Annotated in this window: 19 protein-coding genes and 3 pseudogenes; 10 read left to right on the top strand and 12 right to left on the bottom strand. The window is 73.8% G+C overall.

What is annotated here, in order from left to right:
* The first annotated feature begins 308 nt into the window (after positions 1 to 308).
* Positions 309 to 1,283: a pectate lyase family protein gene (locus tag ACX25U_RS32970; RefSeq protein ID WP_454385456.1), complete on the top strand. Its 975-nt coding sequence runs from the start codon at positions 309 to 311 to the stop codon at positions 1,281 to 1,283.
* Between the two features lie 43 nt (positions 1,284 to 1,326).
* A complete protein-coding gene (locus ACX25U_RS32965; RefSeq protein WP_454385454.1) occupies positions 1,327 to 2,133 on the top strand; it encodes a pectate lyase in 807 nt (268 codons plus the stop codon).
* An 81-nt stretch (positions 2,134 to 2,214) separates the two neighbouring features.
* Here the strand turns inward: ACX25U_RS32965 and ACX25U_RS32960 are convergent, their stop codons facing one another.
* Positions 2,215 to 2,964, bottom strand: a complete 750-nt coding sequence (locus ACX25U_RS32960; protein ID WP_454385452.1) for a PaaX family transcriptional regulator C-terminal domain-containing protein — start codon at positions 2,962 to 2,964, stop codon at positions 2,215 to 2,217.
* Between the two features lie 69 nt (positions 2,965 to 3,033).
* On the opposite strand from ACX25U_RS32960, the gene ACX25U_RS32955 reads away from it, so the two are divergent.
* Positions 3,034 to 4,695: an acyl-CoA dehydrogenase family protein gene (locus tag ACX25U_RS32955; protein WP_454385451.1), complete on the top strand. Its 1,662-nt coding sequence runs from the start codon at positions 3,034 to 3,036 to the stop codon at positions 4,693 to 4,695.
* A 221-nt stretch (positions 4,696 to 4,916) separates the two neighbouring features.
* Here ACX25U_RS32955 and ACX25U_RS32950 read toward each other — a convergent pair whose 3' ends face one another.
* On the bottom strand, positions 4,917 to 5,504 hold the full coding sequence (locus ACX25U_RS32950; RefSeq protein WP_454385449.1) for an Rv1733c family protein: 588 nt from the start codon (positions 5,502 to 5,504) through the stop codon (positions 4,917 to 4,919).
* 730 nt (positions 5,505 to 6,234) lie between these two features.
* Here ACX25U_RS32950 and ACX25U_RS32945 point away from each other — a divergent pair.
* Positions 6,235 to 7,449, top strand: coding sequence for a glycosyltransferase (locus ACX25U_RS32945; RefSeq protein ID WP_454385448.1), 1,215 nt, complete (start codon positions 6,235 to 6,237; stop codon positions 7,447 to 7,449).
* Positions 7,450 to 7,607: 158 nt separating this feature from the next.
* On the opposite strand, the gene ACX25U_RS32940 is transcribed toward ACX25U_RS32945, so the two are convergent.
* Positions 7,608 to 7,958 carry a transposase gene (locus ACX25U_RS32940; protein ID WP_454394622.1) on the bottom strand — a complete coding sequence of 117 codons (351 nt, stop codon included), beginning with the start codon at positions 7,956 to 7,958 and terminating at the stop codon, positions 7,608 to 7,610.
* A gap of 40 nt (positions 7,959 to 7,998) precedes the next feature.
* A pseudogene (locus ACX25U_RS32935) lies at positions 7,999 to 8,223 on the bottom strand (transposase); the annotation flags it as partial.
* A 421-nt stretch (positions 8,224 to 8,644) separates the two neighbouring features.
* Here ACX25U_RS32935 and ACX25U_RS32930 point away from each other — a divergent pair.
* The 4 genes from ACX25U_RS32930 (at position 8,645) to ACX25U_RS32915 (ending at position 12,587) form a co-directional block, all read left to right on the top strand.
* Positions 8,645 to 9,730, top strand: coding sequence for a WD40/YVTN/BNR-like repeat-containing protein (locus ACX25U_RS32930; protein WP_454385447.1), 1,086 nt, complete (start codon positions 8,645 to 8,647; stop codon positions 9,728 to 9,730).
* A gap of 144 nt (positions 9,731 to 9,874) precedes the next feature.
* The gene (locus ACX25U_RS32925; RefSeq protein WP_454385446.1) at positions 9,875 to 10,552 is read left to right on the top strand and encodes a uracil-DNA glycosylase; all 678 of its coding nucleotides are present in this window, start codon (positions 9,875 to 9,877) and stop codon (positions 10,550 to 10,552) included.
* A complete protein-coding gene (locus ACX25U_RS32920) occupies positions 10,549 to 11,541 on the top strand; it encodes an N-acetylglucosamine kinase (protein ID WP_454385444.1) in 993 nt (330 codons plus the stop codon). The genes ACX25U_RS32925 and ACX25U_RS32920 overlap by 4 nt, the downstream gene beginning before the upstream one ends.
* A gap of 122 nt (positions 11,542 to 11,663) precedes the next feature.
* Complete coding sequence (locus ACX25U_RS32915; protein ID WP_454385442.1) at positions 11,664 to 12,587, top strand: sirohydrochlorin chelatase; 924 nt, start codon at positions 11,664 to 11,666, stop codon at positions 12,585 to 12,587.
* Positions 12,588 to 12,655: 68 nt separating this feature from the next.
* On the opposite strand, the pseudogene ACX25U_RS32910 reads toward ACX25U_RS32915, so the two are convergent.
* The 4 genes and pseudogenes from ACX25U_RS32910 to ACX25U_RS32895 form a co-directional block, all read right to left on the bottom strand.
* Positions 12,656 to 13,631: pseudogene (locus ACX25U_RS32910) on the bottom strand (lactonase family protein).
* A gap of 163 nt (positions 13,632 to 13,794) precedes the next feature.
* Entirely contained in the window at positions 13,795 to 14,574 is a 780-nt protein-coding gene (locus ACX25U_RS32905) for a LysR family substrate-binding domain-containing protein (protein WP_454385441.1), read from the bottom strand.
* A gap of 108 nt (positions 14,575 to 14,682) precedes the next feature.
* Positions 14,683 to 15,585 carry a universal stress protein gene (locus ACX25U_RS32900; RefSeq protein ID WP_454385439.1) on the bottom strand — a complete coding sequence of 301 codons (903 nt, stop codon included), beginning with the start codon at positions 15,583 to 15,585 and terminating at the stop codon, positions 14,683 to 14,685.
* Between the two features lie 161 nt (positions 15,586 to 15,746).
* A pseudogene (locus ACX25U_RS32895) lies at positions 15,747 to 16,350 on the bottom strand (MFS transporter); the annotation flags it as partial.
* A gap of 248 nt (positions 16,351 to 16,598) precedes the next feature.
* Here ACX25U_RS32895 and ACX25U_RS32890 point away from each other — a divergent pair.
* The gene (locus ACX25U_RS32890) at positions 16,599 to 17,450 is read left to right on the top strand and encodes a class I SAM-dependent methyltransferase (protein ID WP_454385438.1); all 852 of its coding nucleotides are present in this window, start codon (positions 16,599 to 16,601) and stop codon (positions 17,448 to 17,450) included.
* Between the two features lie 83 nt (positions 17,451 to 17,533).
* On the opposite strand, the gene ACX25U_RS32885 is transcribed toward ACX25U_RS32890, so the two are convergent.
* A complete protein-coding gene (locus ACX25U_RS32885) occupies positions 17,534 to 18,121 on the bottom strand; it encodes a rhodanese-like domain-containing protein (RefSeq protein WP_454385437.1) in 588 nt (195 codons plus the stop codon).
* Positions 18,122 to 18,214: 93 nt separating this feature from the next.
* Between ACX25U_RS32885 and ACX25U_RS32880 the strand changes: the two genes are divergently transcribed.
* Positions 18,215 to 18,502 (top strand): metal-sensitive transcriptional regulator, encoded by a 288-nt coding sequence (locus ACX25U_RS32880; RefSeq protein WP_067389265.1) that lies wholly within the window; start codon positions 18,215 to 18,217, stop codon positions 18,500 to 18,502.
* 25 nt (positions 18,503 to 18,527) lie between these two features.
* Here ACX25U_RS32880 and ACX25U_RS32875 read toward each other — a convergent pair whose 3' ends face one another.
* Genes ACX25U_RS32875 through ACX25U_RS32865 form a run of 3 tightly spaced genes read right to left on the bottom strand, consistent with a single transcriptional unit; the run spans position 18,528 to position 21,065 of the window.
* A complete protein-coding gene (locus ACX25U_RS32875) occupies positions 18,528 to 19,274 on the bottom strand; it encodes a sulfite exporter TauE/SafE family protein (protein WP_454385434.1) in 747 nt (248 codons plus the stop codon).
* Complete coding sequence (locus ACX25U_RS32870) at positions 19,271 to 19,648, bottom strand: rhodanese-like domain-containing protein (protein WP_454385433.1); 378 nt, start codon at positions 19,646 to 19,648, stop codon at positions 19,271 to 19,273. Before ACX25U_RS32870 ends, ACX25U_RS32875 begins: the two co-directional genes overlap by 4 nt.
* Positions 19,649 to 19,697: 49 nt before the next feature.
* Positions 19,698 to 21,065: an MBL fold metallo-hydrolase gene (locus ACX25U_RS32865; RefSeq protein WP_454385431.1), complete on the bottom strand. Its 1,368-nt coding sequence runs from the start codon at positions 21,063 to 21,065 to the stop codon at positions 19,698 to 19,700.
* Positions 21,066 to 21,130 lie beyond the last annotated feature (65 nt).

Here is a 21,130-nt window from a genome sequence, read left to right as displayed (position 1 = left end):
GGTGTCATGGCGTTCTCCGGTGCGTCTGCAAGGGTGCGGGCGCCTGGCATGGTGGCATGTACACACCCCTCATGGAACCGCTCCCACAACAATGGCCGGGCACCCTTCGCCACCACCCTGCGCCAATCGGACGCGGATTGCGCGAGACGTTGACCAGAAAGCGCTTTCACCCTACGGTCCGTTCAGCAGCGTGACCCAAAGGCGCCCCTCCGGGCCCTCTGTGTCACGTCGCCCGCGCGCGACGTTCCGCAAGGCGTACGTCATTCACGTATACGACCCCCCTCGTCCTCCCGAAGGGACACACCCGCATGCGTACTCGCCCCCCACGCACACACGCGCGACGGTCGGCGCCGGCGGCGGCCGTCGCCGCTGCCGCCACGGTCGCGGCGCTCGCCCTGCCCCAGCAGGCCGGGGCCGCCGAGAGCTCGCCGGTCGGGTTCGGCGCCGGCACGACCGGTGGCGGCAGCGCCCCGGCGGTGACCGTCTCCACGCTCGACGCCTTCAAGTCGGCCGTGGCCGGCGACACGGCCAAGGTGGTCAAGGTCAACGGCACGATCCCACTGAGCGGTCAGGTCGACATCGGCTCCAACACCACGGTGCTGGGCGTCGGTTCGTCCTCCGGGTTCACCGGCGGCGGGCTGCGGCTGAAGAAGGTCGGCAACGTCGTCATCCGCAACCTCGACATCAGCAAGGCCGTCAAGACGGACGCCATCACCGTCCAGTCCTCGACGAAGGTGTGGATCGACCACAACTCCCTGTCCTCCGACCGCGACCACGGCAAGGACTACTACGACGGCCTGCTCGACGTCTCGCACGCCTCCGACTACGTCACGGTGTCCTGGAACACCTTCAAGGACCACTACAAGGGCTCACTGGTCGGACACAGCGACAGCAACGCGAGCGAGGACACCGGGCATCTGCGGGTGACGTACCACCACAACTGGTTCAACAACGTCAACTCCCGCATCCCAAGCCTGCGTTTCGGCACCGGGCACTTCTACGACAACTACGTCGTGGGCGCCGGGACCGCCGTGCACTCGCGGATGGGCGCCCAGATGCTCGTCGAGAACAACGTCTTCCGCAGCACCCAGGTCGCCGTCACCACCAACCGGGACAGCAAGACGGACGGCTACGCCGACCTGCGCGGCAACGACCTCGGCGGGGCCGCCACCGAGGTCTCGCAGACGGGCGGCTTCACCAGCCCGCCGTACGGCTACACCGCCGAGCCCGCATCGAGCGTGGTCGCCTCGGTGACCGCCGGCGCGGGTGCCGGAAAGCTCTGACAGCCGCTCACTCACCAGCCAACCGCACAGAAGGAACCGGGACATGACTTCTGCAGCACGACCGCGCGTGCGACAGCGCGCACTGACCGGAGGCCTGGCCGCACTCGGTCTCTCGATTGCCATGGTCATGACAGACGGGGCACTGTCTCCGGCGAGCGCCGCCACCTGGCCCACCGCCAACGGCAGCCAGGCCGTCACCTCCACCATCTCGGTGTCCGGCACCAAGGACTACGGGATGAAGCGCCTGTACGGCAGCGGAGCCCTGGGCACCGGCGGTCAGGACGAGAACCAGAAGCCGATCCTGGAACTGGCCGCCGGCACCGTCCTGAAGAACGTCATCATCGGCGCCCCCGCCGCCGACGGCGTCCACTGCCTGGGCAGCTGCACCCTGCAGAACGTCTGGTGGGAGGACGTCGGCGAGGACGCGGCCACGTTCCTCGGCTCCTCGTCCTCCAACGTCTACACCGTCTCCGGCGGCGGCGCGAAGGAGGCCAGTGACAAGGTCTTCCAGTTCAACGGCGCCGGCACGCTGAACGTCTCGAACTTCGCGGTGCAGAACTTCGGCACCTTCGTCCGCTCGTGCGGCAACTGCAAGACGCAGTACAAGCGGACGATCAACCTCAACACCATCGAGGCGACCTACAAGGGCGGCCGGCTCGCCGGCATCAACACCAACTACGGCGACAGCGCGACCCTGAAGAAGATCACCATCATCGGGGACTCCGGCAAGAAGATCATCCCCTGCCAGAAGTACATCGGCAACAACACGGGCGCCGAGCCGACCAAGGGCGGCACGGACGCCGACGGCACGTACTGCAAGTACGCGGCGTCCGACATCACGTACAAGTGAGCCCCTCGCGATGACGGCGGCAGCGCGCGGCGTCCCCTGGGCGTCGCGCGCTGCCGCCGTCCGCTCATCGCCTCGCGCGGCTCATCGCCTCGCGCGGCCGAGCATCTCTTCGGTCAACTCCCGCTGGTAGTCGGCGTACGCGGCGCGCAGCGCCGGGCCGGGCCAGTCGGCGGGGAGCAGCGGTGCGGGCAGGACGGGGTCGGCCAGCAGGTGCCGTACGACGGCCGCGAGGGCGGTGAAGCGGTCGGCCGGCCGGTCCGCGCGCGCCACATGGGCGAGCAGCGCCCGGGCGGTGGCCGCCCAGCCGTCGACCGGCCACAGGCTCGCGGCCAGGCCGGGGGCGGACTTTTCGGGGCGGGCGCTGAAGCGCCGGGTCACCCGGTCCAGGTCGTCGGGCCAGAGGCGGCGCAGGTTGGCGGGGCGCAGCCAGACGCCCTCGCGGAGTTCGGCGAGCCTCAGGGCGGTCAACCGGGCGCGCAGATCGGCGCGTTCGGCGGGCCCCCGGCCGGTCGCCGTCACCACGGCCATCTCCCACTCCCCGTCCCAGGGCCGCGTGGCCGGGTGCACGGCCGCGTCCTGGCGCCGCTGGCGCTCCAGCAGCCGGTCGCTGAGGCCGTAGACGGTGTCCGAGCGCCGCAGGTCGCCGGCGGCCACCATCCGGCTCAGCGCCGCCCGCAGGGTGGATCCGCCGACCCCGAAGGGTTCGACGGCCCGTACGAGGTCCTTCACCGGCAGTTCGGGCGGGTGTGTGCCCAGCAGCAGACTCAGGACGACCGACCGCGCGGACAGCGGGCGCAGGTCGACTCCGGCGGGCTCCTGGGAGGCGTTCATGGTCACGTACTGTACTTCCACCGTGTTGCATCATTGCTACAATCGAAGTGACAGTGCAACACTGAGCGCATGGCCTCGACACTCGCGCACGCACCGTCGCCCTCCACCCACGCCGTCACCAACCAGGCTCCTCCCCTGGCCCTGTACGACGCGTCCGACGACGCGGCGCTGCTGGAGGGTCTGCGCCGGGAGGGCGCGGGGTGGGCCGAGCCGGACCTGCGGCGGCTCGGGACGCTGGCGGGCAGCGAACAGGCGCAGGAGTGGGCCGAGCAGGCCAACCGGTACGAGCCCGAGCTGCGCACCCACGACCGGTACGGCAACCGGATCGACGAGGTCGACTTCCACCCCGGCTGGCACCACCTGATGCGGACCGCGGTCGCCGAGGGGCTGGCCGGCGCGCCCTGGGCGGACGACCGGCCCGGCGCCCATGTGGCCCGTACCGCGGGCGGGCTGGTGTGGGGACACACCGACGCCGGGCACGGGTGCCCGACGTCGATGACGTACGCGGCCGTCCCCGCCCTGCGCGCGCAGCCCGAACTCGCCGCCGCCTACGAGCCGTTGCTGACCAGCCGGGTGTACGAGCCCGGGCTGCGGGCGCCGGCCCGGAAGCAGGGCCTGCTGGCGGGCATGGGGATGACCGAGAAACAGGGCGGTTCGGATGTGCGGACGAACACGACGACCGCCACGCCGACCGCCGAGCCGGGCGTCTACACCCTGCGCGGGCACAAGTGGTTCACCTCGGCGCCCATGTGCGACGTCTTCCTGGTCCTTGCGCAGGCCCCGGGCGGCCTGTCCTGCTTCCTGGTGCCGCGCGTGCTGCCCGACGGCAGCCGCAACACCTTCCGGATCCAGCGGCTCAAGGACAAGCTGGGAAACCGGTCCAACGCCTCCTCCGAGCCGGAGTTCGACAACACCGTGGCCTGGCTGGTCGGGCCCGAGGGGCGGGGCGTCAAGACCATCGTCGAGATGGTCAACTGCACGCGTCTGGACTGCGTGATGATGTCGGCGGCGCTGATGCGCAAGACGCTCGTGGAGGCCGGCCATCATGTGCGGCACCGCGCCGCCTTCGGTGCGCCGCTGATCGACCAGCCGCTGATGCGCAATGTGCTGGCCGACCTGGCGCTGGAGTCGGAGGCCGCCACGACGCTCACGCTGCGGCTGGCCGGTGCGGCCGACCGGGCGGTGCGCGGGGACGGCAACCAGGGGGACGAGGTGGCGTTCCGGCGGATCGCGACCGCCGTCGGCAAGTTCTGGGTCACCAAGCGGGGCCCGGCCTTCACCGCGGAGGCCCTGGAGTGCCTGGGCGGCAACGGCTACGTCGAGGAGTCGGGCATGCCCCGGCACTACCGTGAGGCGCCCCTGCTGTCGATCTGGGAGGGCTCGGGGAACGTCAACGCCCTGGACGTCCTGCGGGCGCTCGGCCGGGAGCCCGGCACCGCCGAGGCGCTGTTCGCCGAACTCGCCCCGGCCCGCGGCGCCGATGCCCGTCTGGACGCGGCCGTGACCCGTCTCAAGTCCGGTCTGGGCGAGGCGTCCCCGGTGGGCGCGCGCCGCCTGGTGGAGCTGATGGCGCTGACCCTCCAGGCGTCCCTGCTGGTCCGGCACGCTCCGCCCGCCGTCGCCGACGCGTTCTGCGCGACCCGGCTCGGCGGCGACTGGGGCCACTCCTTCGGCACACTGCCGGCCGACGCGGACCTCGACGCCATCCTGAATCGGTCCCTGCCGGGTTAGGGCCCGTCCGGCGGATCATGCCGCAGACGCGGGGGCCGGCACTCCCCCAAGCTCTCCGAGCAGGGGGGACCCCAACGGCGTTGTCGTCGGTCGCCGACTCCCCCGAGCTCTCGGCTTCGCTCGAGCAGGGGGACCCCATCGCCCCCGCTCACCCGGGCCGACAGCCGGCCGCCGGTTTCCCGCGACTTGATCCGCCGGACGGGCCCTGGTCCCGGCCCACGTCACCAGGTGTTGCGGCTCCACAGCGGGCCGAAGCGGGCCCACTCGGCATCCCACTGGGCCATGCGGCGGCACTCCAGGCGGGTGCGCAGGAGGCGGCCCGTGACGAGGGGGACGGCGGCGGTGCTCGCGCCCACCAGGCCGCCGATCATCCCGGCCCGGGTGCGGGCCTGGGCGGACGTGGCCGGTTGGGTCACCAGGCGGCCCCGGGGGTCGGTCCACACGGTGACGCGGGTGCCGGCCTCGCTGCCGGGCCGTACCCGGGCCTGGCCGGTGTGCTCGGTGCCGTCCAGGGCGGTCCAGCGCACCTTTCCCCACACCCGCAGGGCGGTGCCGGACTCCTGGCCGCTCCCGGCGGGCGAGCCGGGCGCCCGCTCGGTCACCTGCGCTGCCGTGGGCCGCCACTGAAGGCGCTCCTGGGCCAGTCCGCGCTCCACTCCCCGGGACGCCGTCCAGCCGGCGAGCACCCCGACGAGAACGGTGAGCACCCAGGTGCCGAGCAGGACCCAGGCCTCCACCGTGTCGGTGCGGCGTTTGAGCGGATTGCGGCGCCACCGCCACAGCCACACCTTCGGACCACGGAACGCCATCGACGGCATCCTCCTCACGAGCCAATGGACCTGCCGGACCGCCCTCCCATACGAAGGGCGGCTCCCCGATGCTCACGACGAGTTCCCCGCCCCGGCGTCCGCATGGATCCTCCCGGGGCGCGCGCGAGGCTGGGCGGTGTCCCGACCGTGCCGCTGTTGTGACTGATCGAGACAGTTGTCACCGAGTCTGGTGGACGACCTGGTCTTCTCCTCAAAATCCGGTCGACATAGTCGTCACCAAATTGAGCTGTACTGGGATTTGTGGAGTCCCTGATGCCAGGGTTACGGTCCTGGCGAAGGAGAACCACCAGCACCATGGCAGCACCCCGTGAATACCCGGACGAGCTCCGTGAGGTCTTCGGGGCGGCCGACGCTGCTGTATACCGGCGACACGTGCCAGGAAGCGGCTCGGGTCTGCAGGGCCGCGAGGAAAGCCGGCTCGCCCGCATCGAAGTCCCAGGGCTCCTCGCCGTCCTCCTGAGGGTCTTCAACTACGAACCAGGGGGTGCTGTCCACGGGCCGACCCTAGACCTCCACTCCAGAAGGTGTGCCGGAGCCCGAGTTCTGACAGCGGATGCACGGGGGCTTTGAGCAGCACGCCGACTTGGCGGTGTTCGATGTTCATGAGTAACGACAGCACATACGCCCGGGGTTGCAGCAGATGGGTGCGCTAAGGGTCCCCTTGGCCGGCGACGGTGACCGGGCGGCATCCGCCGAGGAGGATCGCTGCATGCGGATTCTGATCATCACCGCCGGTTCACGGGGAGATGTCGCGCCCTTCACAGGCCTGGGGCGGCGGCTGCTGGACGCGGGCCATCAGGTCGCCGTGGCCGCTCACCCGTCCTTTGCCGCACTCGTCGGCGGGTGCGGTCTCGACCACCGGCCTGTGCCGGGAGACCCGCAGGGGCTGATCCGGGACTGGGCCCGGGCGACGTCGCGGGATGAGGCCCAGGCGCTGACGAGGGCGTACGCGGACGGGCTCGCCGATGGGGTGGTGGAGGCCGTGGCGGGCGGAGTCGACCTGCTGCTCACGGCCTTCGGCCCGGCACCGCTCAGCCGGACGGCCGGCGAAGCGCTCGGTGTCCCCGTCATCGGCACCTACCTCGTACCGGCGTTCGCCACCGGACAGTTCCCGCTGCCCAACGCACGGAACACCGACGCCCTGGGGCCGGAGGGAAACCTCGCCGCGGGCCGGGATGTGCTGAGGCGCGCGGAAGGGGTCTTCGCGGGCGCCGTGACCCGGCTGCGTGCCCGCCTCGGGCTGCCCGCCGGCGCGCCCTCGGCACCGGTGGACATCCGGCCGGTCTTCCACGGCTTCAGCCCGCTGGTGGTGCCGCGCCCCGAGGACTGGCCGGCCTGGGTCGAAGTGGCGGGCTACTGGTGGCCCGCGCGGCCGGACGGCTGGCAACCCGCGGCCGAACTGGTCGACTTCCTCCAGGCCGGTCCGCCCCCGGTGTTCATCGGGTTCGGCAGTATGGCGGCTGGGCAGGGGGAACGGCTCAGTGAGCTGGTGGCTGCGGCGGTGAAGCGGGCAGGTGCGCGTGCGGTGGTGCAGGCGGGGTGGGCCGATTTGAGCGGTTGCGGCGCCGACGTCCTGACCATCGGCGACGTCCCGCACGACTGGCTGTTCCCTCGCACCGCCGCCGTCGTCCATCACGCCGGGGCGGGTACCACCGCAGCCGGACTGCGGGCCGGAGTGCCCGCCGTGACCGTTCCCGTCATGGCCGACCAGCCGTTCTGGGCGTCCCGGCTGTACGAGCTGGGAGTTGCCCCCCGGCCCGTGCCGTTCCAGGACCTCACCGCCGAAGCCCTCGGCGACGCGATCACGGCCTGCCTGTCCGAGCCGGCCCACCGCCGCCGCGCGGCCGAACTCGCCCGCGGGATCGCCGTAGAGGACGGCACCGCTTCGCTTCTCGCCCACATCGGCTCAGAGAGCGCCGGGTGAACCCGGGGGTGCTCCATCGCCGTCTGCTGTGCCAGGCTCTCCGAGGCATTCTCCCGCATCCGGTGCTGCCGGAACGCGCGGACCATTCGAACGCCGTCGTCCCCGGCCGCCTCCCGAAGTCGGGTTCTGGCTCAACTTCTGGATGCTGTTGGTGATCTCTAGGTCGTCAGCCTTTGGCAGAGTCGCTGGAAGTGGCTGGGTGGTCGGGGCGGAGAAGCTGGTGTGGTGCCGGGTGGGAAGCATGCGCCGAGGCGGACGATGTTGGTTCCGGCGGCTGTGAGGACGTGTTGGACGTGCGTCTTCGTCAGGCCGCGGTAGCGACAGTGCCGCAGGCCGTGAGTGTGGACGGTTTCGGAGACGGTGGCCTCGCAGCCTGCGCGGATGGCATGACGCCGCTGCCAGGTGCCGGCCTTCTGGCCTTTCCGGACCTGCGTCTGGGTCTTCTGCCGAGGCTCTGGCAGCAGGAGGATGTGGCGTCCCTTGCCGTCGACGTTGCCGGTGCACTTCAGGCGGTCGTCGCATTCCCGGCACGCCCTGTGTCAGGACAGTGAAGTCGACCCCTGGATCATCCAGCTCCAGGCCCAGGCAGTACTTCCAGTCCAGACGGCAGCGGACCGCGCCCGCCGCCTGCCGGTCGGTGAGTTTCTCCGCGTACTGCAGCACCGACACGAGCGCCAACCGGGCCGGCGAAAGCCCACGCCGCCCGTTGGCCGGATACCAGTCGGCGAAGTCCGCATCCGCGAACAGACCATCCAACCGATCATGCACCCACATCGCGGCCGTGCCACGAGGATTGCTCGCCCGCGCCATCCGCACCGTCAGCGGCGGAATCACCCGCCCCGGGCCCGAACCCATTGCCACCGCGGCCACCCCTTCGACCGCCGAAACCGCCCCGCTCCCACCAGCGCAGCACCACCAGGGCATCGACACAGACAAGGCCCGCAGACTTCACCCAACCGAGTGAAGATCACCAACAGCAGCACTGACGTGTCACGGGTCAGCGACCTCGTGCGACGCTGGACGGTGTCGGGCTGCCGCAGTGACAGAAACCGCGACCCAGTGACGACCATCTCGACCAGCCACACGTGTGACCTGCGACGACGCCACCACGAGGGTGACTGTCAGTGGTGGGGTGCAAACTGGCCGATGTCCGGGACAAAGGAGTCCGGACGAAGACCTCGCGGAGGTGATCGGCATGACCGAGGTACTGCTCGCCGTGGGCACGCGCAAGGGCCTGTTCATCGGGCGGCGGCGCGGTGGCGCCTGGGAGTTCGACGACAGTCCGTACTTCAACGCACAGGCCGTGTATTCGGTCGCCGTCGACACCCGCGGCACCGTTCCGCGGGTGCTGGCCGGCGGCGACAGCGCGCACTGGGGGCCGTCGGTGTTCCACTCCGACGACCTGGGCCGCACGTGGACCGAACCGGCCCGGCCGGCCGTGAAGTTCCCCCAGGACACGGGCACCTCGCTGGAGCGGGTGTGGCAGCTGCACCCGGCGGCCGCGGAGCCGGACGTGGTGTACGCGGGCACGGAACCGGCCGCGCTGTACCGCTCCGAGGACCGCGGTGAGAGCTTCCAGCTGGTCCGCCCGCTGTGGGAGCACCCCACCCGGTCGAAGTGGGTGCCGGGCGGTGGCGGTGAGGGCCTGCACACCGTGGTGACGGACCGGCGCGACGCGCAGGCGGTCACAGTCGCCGTCTCCACCGCGGGCGTGTTCCGCACGTCCGACGGCGGGGCGAGCTGGACGCCGTCCAACTCCGGCGTGTCGGCGGTGTTCCTGCCGGATCCGAACCCGGAGTTCGGCCAGTGCGTCCACAAGGTCGCGCAGGACGCGGAGAACCTGGACCGGCTGTATCTGCAGAACCACTGGGGGGTGTACCGCAGCGACGACGGGGGCGGCCGCTGGACGGACATCGGCGAGGGCCTGCCGTCGACGTTCGGCTTCGCCGTGGCCGCTCATCCGCACCGCGGCGACACGGCGTACGTCTTCCCCATCAACGCGGACGCGGACCGGGTGCCCGCCGACCGCCGCTGCCGGGTGTTCCGTACGGCGGACGCGGGCAGGAGCTGGGAGCCGCTCACGGCGGGCCTGCCGGGCGAGGACCACTACGGCACGGTGCTGCGTGACGCGCTGTGCACCGACGACGCGGACCCGGCGGGCGTGTACTTCGGCAACCGCAACGGCGAGGTGTACGCGTCGGCGGACGACGGCGACAGCTGGCAGCAGCTGGCCTCGCATCTGCCGGACGTGCTCTGCGTGCGCGCGGCGGTGATCGGTTGACCACCGCGACGCGCCCCGGGGATAGCGAACGCACCGGAGAAGGAAGGAAAGTTGCGCACACCAGAGCCGGCGGTCCGGTCGGCTTCGGCCGGGCTCGGGCCACCGCTTGATCGTCGGACCCTGTCCGGCAGTAGGGTGACGCCCGTGGCTCCACGACCCTTGCATGAAATCGTCGAACCGGGCTGGGCGAAGGCCCTGGAACCCGTGGCCGGACAGATCGCCCGGATGGGCGACTTCCTGCGCGCGGAGATCGCCGCGGGACGTACCTACCTCCCGGCCGGGCCGAACGTCCTGCGCGCCTTCCAGCAGCCCTTCGACGACGTAAGCGTCCTGATCGTCGGGCAGGACCCCTACCCGACCCCGGGGCACGCGGTGGGGCTGTCGTTCTCCGTCGCGCCCGAGGTGCGGCCGCTGCCCGGCAGCCTGATCAACATCTTCCGTGAGCTGAACAGCGACCTGGGGCTGCCCCAGCCGTCCAACGGCGACCTGACGCCGTGGACCCGGCAGGGCGTGCTGCTGCTCAACAGGGCGCTCACCACGGCCCCGCGCAAGCCGGGCGCCCACCGCGGCAAGGGCTGGGAGGAGGTCACCGAGCAGGCGATACGGGCGCTCGTGGCGCGCGGCAAGCCGCTGGTGTCCATCCTGTGGGGCCGCGACGCCCGCAACCTGCGCCCGCTGCTCGGCCGGCTCCCGTCGGTCGAGTCCGCCCACCCCTCCCCCATGTCGGCCGACCGCGGGTTCTTCGGCTCACGCCCGTTCAGCCGCGCCAACGACCTGCTGATCGAGCAGGGGGGACAGCCGGTGGACTGGCGCCTGCCGTGACGGGCGGGGCCGCGGCCGGCGCCACCGGTTTCCTCGCCGTGGACTCGGGCGGCTCCGGGGTCCGGGTCGTGGTCGGCGTGCCCGGGCGCGGGCCGCTGGCGCGGCGCGAGTCCGGGGAGCCGGTGCGCACCGGGGCGCGGGGCATCGACCCGGGGCACCTCATGGAGCAACTGGTGCCCATGGCGTGGGCGTTGGCCGCCGAGGCGGGGGTGGAGCGGCTGGAGACGGCCGTGCTGGGCGCCGCCGGGTTCGCCACCCTGGGCGACGCGCTGCGCGCCGAACTGCCCGACGCGCTGGCACGGCACCTCGGGGTGCGCAGGGTCGCGCTGGTCGCCGACGCGGTCACCGCGTACACCGGCGCCCTGGGGCCGCGGCCGGGCGCGGTGATCGCCGCCGGGACCGGTCTGATCGCGATCGGCACCGATCTGACGGGCTGGCGCCGCGCGGACGGCTGGGGCCATCTGCTCGGCGACTGCGGCAGCGGCGCGTGGATCGGCCGGGCGGGCCTGGAGGCGGCGCTGCGCGCCCACGACGGGCGGGACGGCGGCTCGGCGCGGCTGCTGGCCCTCGCGGAGGAGGCGTTCGGGCCGACGCCGGGACTGCCCGGCAGGCTCTACCCGCGCTCCGACCGCGCCGCCGTCCTGGCCTCCTTCGCGCCCCAGGTGGCGGTTTGCGCTCCGGACGACCCGGTCGCGGCGGGCATTCTGCGCGCGGCGGCCCGGCACATGGCCGAGTCGGCCGCGGCGGTCTGCCCGACCGCGGGGGAGCCTCTGCTGGCCCTGACCGGCGGCCTGTTCAAGCTGGGCGGCCCTCTCGTCGTACCGCTGGAGCAGGAGTTGGCCGGGCGGCTGCCGCACGCGCGGCGGGTGCGCGCCGAGGGCGATCCGCTGCACGGCTGCGTGCGGATCGCGACCGATCTGGCCAGGGACGTCCTGGCGCTGCCGGGTGACGAGAAGTTGCTGTACGTACCACCTCCACAAGGGGATTGATCCCGCACCCAGACCGATCGGCTCGAATCCGTACGTAACTCATCAGACAAAACCGGACGGATACCGCTCACCTGCACCCTCCCCGAACAGGGGAGCCCCCAAAGCCAGTAACATGCGGCGCCATGAGCTCCCCCACTGGGCCCGCGTCCGGCCTGCCAGTACGAATGCCGCGCCCCCGCCAGCCCGGCCGGCACCGCCGACCCGAACCGCTGGCGGCACCCGAGGGCGCGCCCGCGCTCGTCCTCGCGGTGCCGGGCACGCCCGGCACCGCCACGCGCAGCCTCGCCGAGGAGGTCGTGAGCATCGCCCGCTCCGAGCTCCCCGGCCTCGACGCCCGGATCGGGTACCTCGACGGGGACGACGCGGAGTACCCGACCCTGCGGTCCGTGCTCGCCCACGCGGCCGAGGAGCGGACCGCCCGCTACGAGCAGGCCGTCGCCGCCGGTGTGGAGGCCAGGAAACCCGAGGGTCCCGTCGCGGTCGTCGTGCCGCTGCTGGCCGGTCCGGACAACGCACTGCTGCGCCAGGTCCGGCAGGCGGTCATGGACAGCCGGGTCGCGGCCGAGCTGACCGATGTACTCGGCCCGCACCCGCTGCTCGCCGAGGCGCTGCACGTGCGTCTGTCGGAGGCGGGTCTGGCCCGCGCCGACCGCGCTCGCCTGTTCACCGTGGCGACCGCGGCGGACGGCATCATCCTCGCGTCGGTCGGCGGCGAGGAGGCCGTGCAGGCGGCCGGGATCACCGGCATGCTGCTCGCAGCCCGCCTCGCCGTGCCGGTGATGGCGGCCGCCCTGGACCAGGAGGGCTCGATCGCCGGCGTCGCCGAGCAGCTGCGGTCCTCCGGCTCGCAGCAGCTGGCCCTTGCGCCGTACCTGATCGGTCCGGAGATCGACGCCGAGCTGGTCGACGCCGCCGCCAAGGAGGCGGGCTGCTCCGCCGCGGAGGCGCTCGGCCCGTACCCGGCGATCGGCAAGCTCGCCCTGGCCAAGTACACGACGGCGCTGGGCATCGCCCCGCAGCAGCCGCAGGGCGCGCCGGTCCGCTGACGCACAGTTCATCCTTGTACGACAAGGGCCCGCTCCTCAGCCGTGAGGGGCGGGCCCTTTTGCCGCGTTCAGCCGAAGACCGCGCAGGACGCGGCCGTCACCTCGACCGCGCCGGCCCGCGCGGGCAGCCCGGTCTCCTCGTCCACGGCGAACCAGTCACGTCCCCGGAGTGCTCGTCGGCGACGTACAGGAAGCCTCCGGACAGCGTCAGCGCCCGCGGCCAGTGACCGCCGCACGGGATCGTGCCGACCAGCCGCAGCCGCTCCCCGTCCGTCTCGAGGGCGAACACGGACAGGACGCCCTCGCCGCGTGTCGCGGTCCACAGGAACCGGCCGTCCGGCGCGACCGCGAGGCCGGAGGGGGAGGCGTCGCCGGCCGGGGCGGCGGGCAGGACCCGCGTCTCGGCCGGCGGTCCGAGCGAGCCGGCGGCGTCCCAGCGGCAGACAGTGACGGTGGGGGTCAGCTCGTTGACGACGTAGGCGTGCGTGCCGTCCGGAGGATGGAAGGCGAGGTGGCGGGGCCCGGAGCCGGGGCGCGGCGCGATCTCCCGGTGCCCGGCGAGCCGGCCGTCCGTCAGCGTGCACACCCTGACCGGGTCCGTGCCGAGGTCCACGCTGACGGCCCAGCGGCCGCTCGGGTCCGGCAGCACCTGGTGGGCGTGCGGGCCGGCGCCGGTGTGCCGCAGCACGGCGGCCGGTGCCCGGGCGAAGCTGCCGTCGGCGCGGAGGGGACGGCGCTGACGCTGCCGGAGCCGTGTTCGGCGGTGAGGACGTGCCCGTCGAGCAGGCTCAGGTGCGTGGGTCCGCTGCCGCCGGCCGCACCGGGGCCCGGTGAGCTCGGCCGTCCCGCCTTTCACGCGGTACGCGTCCACCGCGCCCTCGGCCGTCTCGCTGACCGCGTAGAGCGTGCCGCCGTCGTGGGACGGCGCCGGGCAGGGCGGGTCGGGGACGCCGCCCACGTCGCTCAGCACGGTCAACGCCCCACCGCGCTCGGCCACGGCCGCGGTGACGGTCCCGGGCCCTCCCGCCCCGTGGACGACCCGATGAACGCCCGCCGCTCCCGCCCGTCGCCCCCCTGCCGCCGCGGTCCCCTCCCGGCCGTCCCCTTCGCGGCGAAGGCAGCAGCCGACCGCTTCTGGTCTGACCAAGCCGAGGACACGCTGCCAGGGCCGTGCACCCCACGAGGCCCCCTTCCCCGCGTCTCGCGGCTACGACCTGCGGCCCGGCCTGCCTCGGCTGCCGCCCTTGGCGCCGCCGCCCCGCTGGTTGCGGGGGGTCTCCCTGGCGGACCGGCCCGTTGCCGTGGACTTGCGGCGGGTGTCCTTGCCGTCGGCTCGCCGGGCCGGATTCCGGGCCGGGGCCTGGGGCTGGGTCCGGGTGCGTCCCCGGGTGCTGTTGACCGTTCGGCCGCGGACGATCCCGATGAACTCCTCGACCAGGTCGGTGTGCGCCTCCTCCGGCCACGACAGCGCGACGCTCGACTGCGGGGCGTCGACGACCGGCCGGTAGGTGAGGTCCCTGCGGTGGTGGAGGCGGGCCAGCGACTGGGGGACGACGAGCAGGCCCACGCCCGCAGCCACCAGCTCGACGGCGTCCCCCGTGGTGGCGGGCCGCTCGAAGGCGGGTTCGCCGGGCGGCCGCTCCCAGCCGAGGACGTCGTCGAGGGGGTGGAGGACGACCTCGTCGGCGAGGTCCGCCAGGGACACCTCGTCCACGGCCGTCACCAGGTGATCCTTGGGGACGACCACCACCGTCGTCTCGGTGTAGAGGGGGATCGCGCTGAAGAACGTGCGGTCCACCGGCAGGCGTACGATCCCCGCGTCCGCCGCGCCGCCGCGCAGCACCTCGGACACCTCGGCGGCCGGGACCTGGACGAGGGCGAGGGGGACGTCGGGCAGGCGCTCGTTCCAGGTCCGCACCCACTTGGCGGGCGTCGCCCCGGGGACGTACGCGAGCCGGAACGAGACAGTTGCATCCGAGCCGGTCACCCCGCCAGGTTACCCGGCGCGGCGAAGAGGCCCGTCCCCGCTGCGCAGGCCGCCGAGCTCACGGCCGGGAGGGACCTGGAGGCCCTCGCCGGGGAGATCGCGGTCCTCTCACCCGTGGGGGACGACCGCCACGGGGCAGCCGGCGTGGTGGATGGCCGCGTGGGTGACCGGGCCGGTGTGCGGGCCCGCCGGGCGGGCGGACGGGCGGCGGCCCACGACGAGCAGGCTCGCGCCGGAGGCGGCCCGCACCAGCGCGGTCGAGGGCTTGTCCCGCACCACCGTCTCGACGACCTCCACCTCCGGGTACTTGTCCCGCCACACCTGGAGCACCGCGGACAGGAAACCCTGCCACTCCTCGGCCCGCCCGGGGCCGTCCACCAGCGCGATCTCACCGGGGCCCAGACTCAGCGCGGACGGCTGCTGCCAGGCGTACACGGCCCGCAGCCGGGCCCGGCGCAGCTGCGCCTGCCGGAAGGCGAACTCGATCACCTCGTCGCACGGCACGGCGACGTTCAGGCCGAGCGCCACGTCCCGGTAGCCGGTACGGGTGGAGGCGCTGCCGTCGGCCGCCGGGAGGTGCTCGTCGGCGGCCTCCTCACCGGCCCGCACCAGGACGACCGGGCAGCCGGCCCGGGCCACCGTGCCCAGGGCGACGGAGCCCACCAGGAAGCCGGTGAAGCCGCTCAGGCCGCGTGAGCCCAGCACCAGCACCTCGGCCCGCCCGGCCGCCCGCAGCAGGGCCGTGGTCGCCGGCCCCAGGACCTGCTCCTCCTCCAGGCGCACACCGGGGCAGGCGCCGCGCACCCGGTCCTCCGCCCGGCTCAGCACCTGCCGGGCCAGACGCCGCCGGGCCGCGTCCACCCGCACGCCGTCGGCCGGGTCCGGGTGCCAGTTCCAGGCGTGGAACAGCCGCAGGCTCCGCCCCCGGCGCTCGGCCTCACGCGCGGCCCACTCGGCAGCGGCCAGACTCTCCTCCGAACCATCGACCCCGGCGACGACGGGCAAACCCATGACCCACACCTCCCGCGCTCCGATCCGCTCTCCCTGCCAGCGTCCCGCGCCCCGGCGAGCCCGGACAGGGGCCGCCCGGGCTCGGGACGGGGGCCGTTCGGCCCCTCTTCCTCGTCCGGCTCGTCCGGTCGGCGCAGTTGGGGCCGGGCGACCCGGCGACCGCGCCGGGTGACGGCACTGCGCACGCCGGTTCCGGTAAGGGCCAGGGCCGCGGCGGCGACCAGGCCCAGCAGGACCAGGCCGATCGCGTACGAGCCGTAGGCACCGTACAGCGACCCCATCACCAAGGGTGGCAGGAAGTCGCCCAGGCCGCCGCCGGTGCCGACGATGCCGGTGACCGAGCGACCTGTTCGGCCGGGGCCGGCAGGGCCACCAGGGCGAACACGGCGCCGCTGCCCGCGCCGAGCGCGGCGGCCATGGCGAGGAAGGCGACGGTGCCGGTCGGGGCCGGCGACGGGGTCACGGACTGCACGGCGCGCCCGCGAACACCACGGTCAGCGCTCCGACGAGCACGCGCACCGCGCCGATGCGGTCCGACAGCCGGCCGCCGGCCGGCCGCATCGCCACGGCCGGCGGCACGAACCCGGCCATCCGGTTCGCGGCGTCCGCCTGGCCCAGGCCGTAGCCGGTCTTCAGGTGGGTGGGCAGGTAGACGGGCAGGTAGACGGAGAAGGCGACGTAACCGCCGGAGGCCACCGCTTACAGCACCGAGGCCTGCCAGGTGATGCCGAGCCTGCAGGTCGCGGCCAGCCGACGGACCAGGGGCCCGAGGGTCCCTGTGTCCGGGCGGACCGTCCCGGCCGCAGGGGCCGGCCGGCACCTCGGGACCGTGGACGGGCCGGGGCCTTCTGCCGGGCGGCACCCGTGCGTGCGGAACGTGTTGCCGAAGTTGTGGCGCGCGGGCCGGTGGACCCCAGAGGGAAGGGACATCCGGCCCCGTACGCGGGCAAAGCCGAACATTAAGGTAGGGCTGAGCGAGAAGCAGGAGCGCCGGCAGGAAGCGAGGCACGCACATGGCGACCATCGGCCACCACGACCCGCTCCACCTCTCCCCTTCCGCACCCGGTGAGGGGCTGGACGCCGCCCGGATGCCCGGTCACTGGCTGCTGGCCCGCCTCGGCAAGCGGGTCCTGCGCCCCGGCGGCACGGCGCTGACCGGCTGGGTGCTGGACGCCCTGCGCATCGGCCCGGACGACCGGGTGGTGGAGTTGGCGGGCGGCCTCGGGGCCACCGCCCGGATGACACTCGCCCGCGGCCCGGCCGGCTACATCGCGGTCGACCGCGACCCCGCGGCGGTGGCGGCGCTCAGCGCCCTCACCGCGCCCGGGAGGACCGGCGTACGCGCGGTGCGGGCGGACGCGGCGCACACCGGACTGCCGGACGGCACGGCCACCGTCGTCTACGGCGAGGCGATGCTGTCCATGCGGCCCGAGCCTGCCAAGCGCCGCATCGTGGCGGAGGCAAGCCGACTCCTGGCCGACTCCTCCGGCCGGTACGCACTGCACGAACTGTGCCTGCTGCCCGACGGCCTCGACCCGGCGCTCGCCGAGCGCGTCGGCGCGGACCTCGCCGACGCCCTCCACGTCGGCGCCCGCCCCCTCACCCCGTACGGCTGGAGCGAACTGCTGGCCACCGAGGGCTTCACCGTCACCGCCCGGCGGATCGCACCGATGGCGCTGCTCGAACCCCGGCGGCTCGTCGCCGACGAGGGACTCGCACGGACCCTGCGCATCGCCGGCCGGGCCCTGCGGGACCCGGCGGCCCTGCGCCGGACACTGCGCATGCGCCGGACCTTCCGCCGCCACCGGGCCCACCTGGGGGCGATCGCGCTCGTCGCCCGCCCCGCCACGACGTCCGTCGGCTGACCCTCCAGGTACCTCACGACGTACGACGGCCGGGGCCCCGGCCCGGGCGCGAGTCCGGGAGCCGACCGGCCGTTCGGCGGCCCTCACCGGCTTCGCAGGGCCTCGAGCGTCGCGTCGAGCCGAGTCGGGCGCGGCCGGTTGTGGGGCAGTTTGGCGAGCAGGACGGCCATGCCGCAGGTGTCGGTGAGGGCGGAGAAGACCAGCCCGCCCGCGACGCCCGCGGACAGGATCTGGAAGGCCGGGTGCACGAGCAGGCCAAGGACCAGGCCGAGCAGCACCAACGCACCCGCGGTGAAGCGGACTTGGCGTTCCATGCTCCAGGAGGCCCGCGTCTCGCAGGCCGCGGGCCGGTGCAGTTCGTGGCCCGCGGCGGCCCATGCCCCGGTGCCGCCGGTCAGGGTGGCGGTGGACACGCCCTGCTCCGCCAGCAGCGCGCAGGCCTTCTGCGAGCGGGCGCCGGAGGCGCACACGACGAGGACGTCGCCGCGCGCCGCGGCGTGCCGGATCTCCGGGAGTGCCTGCCGGATGCGGTCCAGCGGGATGTTGAGGGCGCCGGGGAGGTGCCCCGAGGCGTACTCGCCGGGCGTGCGCACGTCGATGACGGTCAGCTCGCCGAGCCGGGAGTGTGCCTGCTCGGCGGCGAGGGACACGGGCGTGGGAGGAATGGTCATGGCAGTTCGGATCCTTTCCGGACAGTGGGGCGGTCGACGCGGTCCCGAATCGGGACGTACAGTACCCCCAGGGGTATTTCGCAAGGAGTGATCGTGGACTTGGAGCTCGAGGGCGCCGACCTCAAGGCCGTCCTGAACCGGCTGCGCCGTGCGCAGGGCCAGATCTCCGGTGTGATCCGGATGATCGAGGAGGGGCGGGACTGCGAGGAGGTCGTCACGCAGCTCGCCGCCGCCTCCCGCGCCCTTGACCGCGCCGGCTTCGCCATCATCGCCACCGGCCTGCAGAAGTGCGTGGCCGACATCGAGTCCGGCCGGACGAACGGCGAGGACGCCGCCCGGATGCGGGCCCGCATGGAGAAGCTGTTCCTGTCGCTGGCGTGACGCCCACCGCGTCGGTCGGCGCGCATCACACCACCACGTCGGTCAGCATGAACGCCGCCACCGCCAGCAGCGCCACGGCGAAGACCCGCTGCAGCGCCGCCCCGGACACCTTCGCGGCCAGTCGCCTGCCGTCCCAGGCGCCGAGGACCGCGGTCCCCGCGAACGGCGCGATGACCGCCCAGTCCGGCCCGGGGGCCGTGCCCGCCCGCATCGCCAGCGCGGCCAGCGAGTTGACGGTGATGACCAGGAGACTGGTGCCCACCGCCGCGCGCATGCGCAGGCCCAGCACGCCCACCAGGGCCGGTACGGCGAGGAAGCCGCCGCCGACGCCCAGCACACCGGTGACCGCGCCGAGCCCGGCGCCGGCCGCCGCGGCACGGCCGGGCCGTACCGGGCGTTCCGTGGCCGGCGCCCGGCGGGTCCGCAGCATCCGGGCGGCGGCGAGGGCCGCCACCAGCGCGAAGGCCGCGGTCAGTACGGCGGCGGGCAGCCGTCCGGCGACCGCGCCGCCCAGCATCGCCGGGCCGATTCCGGCGGCCGCGAACAGCAGTCCCGTACGCCACCGCACCTGGCCGTCGCGGGCGTGCGCGACCAGGGCGGTGGCCGAGGTGACCGCGACGACGACCAGGCTCGCGGTGGTGGCCGCGACCGGGGTGAGACCGAGCAGGTAGATCAGGGCGGGGACGGCCAGAACGCTGCCGCCGCCCCCGAGCGCGCCCAGCGCCAGGCCGGTGACGGCCCCGGCGGCCAGGGCGAGGAGCAGGGTACTCACGCGATCGTGCCGTCCTCGCCGCGGTCGTCCACCACCGGCAGTCCGGCCCGCAGCCAGTCCCGCATCCCGCCGGCCACGTCGACGGCGTCGGCGCCCCGGGCCGCCAGTAGCTCGGCGGCCCGCCGGGAGCGGTTGCCGGAGCGGCAGACGACGATCAGCGACCGCCCCTGTGCCTCCTGCGGCAGTGGCGCGCCCGCGGCGAGCGCGGACAGGGGTATGTGCAGCGCGCCGGGGGCGTGCCCCGCGCGCCACTCCTGCGGCTCGCGCACGTCCAGCAGTACGGCACCGCCCGCGCCGCCGGCCGGGTAGTGGCCGGTGCGTTCGGCGGCCTCGCGCGCGGTGACCCGCCCGGGCCCGCGGCGGAAGAGACTCATCCGCACTGTGCTCGCCTCTCTTCCCTTTCCTTCCTCAGGCGGTCCTTCCTCATGCGGTCCGCACGGTGAGTCCGGCCTTCTCGGCGGCCTCGAACGCGTCGTCCACCGCGACGACGTCACGGCCCGCCGCATCCAGCAGGGAGGCGGCAACGGCGGCCCGCATGCCGCCCGCGCAGTGCACCCACACCTGCCCGTCGGGGACCTCGTCGAGCCGCCGGTGCAGCAGGTGCACGGGGATGTGCACCGAGCCCTCGACATGGCCGCCGGCCCGTTCGGAGTCGCGCCGGACGTCCAGGACGACGACACCCTCGCCCGGGCGCCGTTCCGCGAGATCGGCGAACGTGGCTCGTGGGAAGGAGGCGGGCGCCTCGTCCGGGCGGATCCAGACGGCCGGTCCGCCGGTGGCCGCGGCGGCCGGGCGGTCGATGCCGACCCGCACCAATTCGCGCTGCGCGTCGGCCAGTTGTGCGGGCGACTCGGCCAGCAGCGTCACCGGCCTGCCCCAGGGCACCAGCCAGGCCAGGTAGGTGGCGAGCTTGCCCTCGGCCTCGAAGTTGAACGAGCCCGCGACATGTCCCTCGGCGAAGGCGACCCGGTTGCGCAGGTCGACGACCCACTCCCCCGCGGCCAGCCGGGCGGCGATCTCGTCGGGATCGGCCACGGCGGGCGGGGTCAGGTCGACCGTCGCGGGTCCGGCGGCGTTGACCGGTGCCATGTGGGCGTAGTACGCGGGGATGTCGTCCAGGTTCGCGAGCAGGTCGGCGACGAAGGTGTCGACGTCCTGGGTGAGGGCGTCGTTCGCCGTCCGCTCCCGGCCGATGGTGGTGCTGTCGCCCTCCGCCTGGCTCGAGGAGCAGAAGCTGCCGAAGCCGTGGGTGGGCAGCACCTCGGTGGCGTCGGGGAGTTCGGCGGCGAGCCGGTGCGCGGAGGCGTACTGGGCGCGGGCCAGGTGTTCGGTCAGGCGCGGTTCGACCAGGTCGGGGCGGCCGACGGTGCCGATCAGCAGCGAACCGCCGGTGAACACGGCGACCGCCGCCCGGGCCTCCTGAAGGACGTAGGAGGTGTGGTGCGGAGTGTGTCCCGGGGTCGCCATCGCGCGCAGGGTCAGCCGGGCGCCGGCGTCGACGGTCACGGTGTCGCCGTCCCGCACGGGCGTGTGCGCGAAGCGGACGCGGGCTCCCTCGGGAACCAGGTAGGAGGCTCCGGTGAGCCGGGCGAGTTCCAGGCCGCCGGAGACGTAGTCGTTGTGGATGTGCGTCTCGACGACGTACGCGATCCGCACCCCGCGCCGGGCCGCCGCCGCCAGCACCTGGTCGACGTCCCTCGGCGGGTCGACCGCCACGGCCGTGCGCTCGCCGCCGGCCAGGTAGCCGCGGTTGCCGAGCCCTGCCAGCTCGATGGTCTCGACGAAGAACACGGGATGCTCCCTTCACGGAGAAAATTACCCCCCGGGGTATACAGCCGAGACTAACACGAGTACCC

The organism is Streptomyces sp. JNUCC 63, assembly GCF_054366325.1.
Note: the sequence above shows the minus strand (reverse complement) of the source record. Positions and strands in the feature narration are given on the sequence as shown.

Bases quoted from the DNA above. Each gene is read 5' to 3' on its own strand.
- ACX25U_RS32970 (WP_454385456.1), top strand. From the start codon at position 309: ATGCGTACTCGCCCCCCACGCACACACGCGCGACGGTCGGCGCCGGCG.
- ACX25U_RS32965 (WP_454385454.1), top strand. From the start codon at position 1,327: ATGACTTCTGCAGCACGACCGCGCGTGCGACAGCGCGCACTGACCGGA.
- ACX25U_RS32960 (WP_454385452.1), bottom strand. From the start codon at position 2,964: ATGAACGCCTCCCAGGAGCCCGCCGGAGTCGACCTGCGCCCGCTGTCC.
- ACX25U_RS32955 (WP_454385451.1), top strand. From the start codon at position 3,034: ATGGCCTCGACACTCGCGCACGCACCGTCGCCCTCCACCCACGCCGTC.
- ACX25U_RS32950 (WP_454385449.1), bottom strand. From the start codon at position 5,504: ATGGCGTTCCGTGGTCCGAAGGTGTGGCTGTGGCGGTGGCGCCGCAAT.
- ACX25U_RS32945 (WP_454385448.1), top strand. From the start codon at position 6,235: ATGCGGATTCTGATCATCACCGCCGGTTCACGGGGAGATGTCGCGCCC.
- ACX25U_RS32930 (WP_454385447.1), top strand. From the start codon at position 8,645: ATGACCGAGGTACTGCTCGCCGTGGGCACGCGCAAGGGCCTGTTCATC.
- ACX25U_RS32915 (WP_454385442.1), top strand. From the start codon at position 11,664: ATGAGCTCCCCCACTGGGCCCGCGTCCGGCCTGCCAGTACGAATGCCG.
- ACX25U_RS32900 (WP_454385439.1), bottom strand. From the start codon at position 15,585: ATGGGTTTGCCCGTCGTCGCCGGGGTCGATGGTTCGGAGGAGAGTCTG.
- ACX25U_RS32890 (WP_454385438.1), top strand. From the start codon at position 16,599: ATGGCGACCATCGGCCACCACGACCCGCTCCACCTCTCCCCTTCCGCA.
- ACX25U_RS32885 (WP_454385437.1), bottom strand. From the start codon at position 18,121: ATGACCATTCCTCCCACGCCCGTGTCCCTCGCCGCCGAGCAGGCACAC.
- ACX25U_RS32870 (WP_454385433.1), bottom strand. From the start codon at position 19,648: ATGAGTCTCTTCCGCCGCGGGCCCGGGCGGGTCACCGCGCGCGAGGCC.